1 protein-coding gene and 1 pseudogene are annotated in these 1,486 nt (G+C 65.9%); both read right to left on the reverse strand.

Going from position 1 to position 1,486, the window contains the following annotated elements; genetic code table 11:
* On the reverse strand, positions 1-640 hold a 640-nt coding region (locus tag SY1_RS07280), incomplete at its 3' end, for a Na+/H+ antiporter NhaC family protein (protein WP_279369728.1).
* A gap of 165 nt (positions 641-805) precedes the next feature.
* Positions 806-1,486 (reverse strand): annotated as a pseudogene (locus SY1_RS07285) (hypothetical protein); the annotation flags it as partial.

Raw genomic sequence — 1,486 nt, forward strand, 5'->3', positions numbered from 1 at the left:
AGGCGTAGACGGCAAGGCCGATACAGAACGCGGGGACGGTGGTCCACAGCATGGAGCGGATGTGAGCGACGACGTCGGTCTCCGCCGTGGCCGCTGCCAGCACCGTCGTGTCGGAGATGGGGCTGACCTTGTCGCCAAAGTAGCTGCCCGCGATGATGGCGCCCGCCGTGGCGGCGGGGGAGATGCCCAGCCCGTGCCCGATGCCCATGAAGGCCACTCCAAAGGTGGCGGCCGAGCCCCAGGAGGTCCCCGTCAGCACGGAGGAGATGGCGCAGACGAGGCAGGCCGAGACCAGGAAGGTCTGAGGCCTCAGGATGGAGAGGCCGAGGTTGATCATGTAGGGGACCGTCCCGGCCGCCATCCAGATGGCGATCATGGGCCCGACGATCAAAAGGATCAGGATCGCGCCCGAAGCCCGCGCCACCATGGGGATGACGCCCTCCTTGAACATGAAGTCCCAGGTGAAGCGGTAGACGCCGACGTAGACGATGGTCGTGGCCATCGCGACGATCAGCACCAGCATCCCCGTGTCGAAGTTCAGCACCAGCTTGCCCATCACCATGATGAAGAGGATCATCAGGAGGATGAGGACTGCCCCGACCAAACCGACTTCCCTGTGCGTTCTTTCCCTGTCATTCATGTAAAGACCTCCTTAAGAATGTAGGTTGACCCAGCGCGCTGCAGAGCGCTGCGCGCTTTCTAACGCGAGTGCCGCGCCTGAGGCGCGTTGTCCAGGATGAGGTCCCAAATGAGTTCAGATGTCGGCGGACAAGCCCCCGTTCCAGGGGCCCGTCGTGTTCGCGGGCTAATTCAGCCGCGGCGCCGGAGCGTTTTGTCTTCTTCCAGGGGTCACGACCGAAACCTCCGTCACGCTGCTCCGCCCCGCCTCGTCCGCGGCTCCGATCACGTGCCGTCCGTCCGGCACGCCGTGGAAGAACGTCTCGCGGGGATTTGAGGAGCCCATGTACTGCCCGTCCAAATACCAGTGAACGCGCTCGACCCCTCCCTCCGCCTTCATGGGGATCCGTCTCTCGCGGTCGAACGGGGCGGTAAAGTAGGTGGCGCCAGAGATGGGAGAGACGATCTTCAGTTCGGCGCTTCGCTTGATGCGGCTGAGCGGCGTGTCCGGAGCGCTGAGCTCCGGCGGAAGGAGGAGGGCCGTCTGTCCCGCCTTGATGGTGTGAAGGGGGCAGGGGACGGTGCGCGTGACGGACTCGATGAACCAGTCGAGCTGAGTGGAGGGACAGGCTGCCGTTGGGGGCTGGCCGGAGAGCGAGCAGACCCTGCGCAGCGCCAGGGCGTCGGGTTTGTCGTACCACCCCGAGTTCGGGGAGATGGCCCGCAGGATGCGCATGGCGACGGGGGCCGCGGCCTTGATGCCGACGAGCCCCGGCCAGGACTCGCCGGTGGGCCTGCCGACCCAGACCACGGTCGTAAAGTCCGGGGTCCAGGCGGCGGTCCAGGCGTCCCGCAGGCCGTAGGAGGT

The sequence above is a fragment of the Fretibacterium fastidiosum genome (genome assembly GCF_000210715.1).
GTDB classification, from domain to species: domain Bacteria; phylum Synergistota; class Synergistia; order Synergistales; family Aminobacteriaceae; genus Fretibacterium; species Fretibacterium fastidiosum.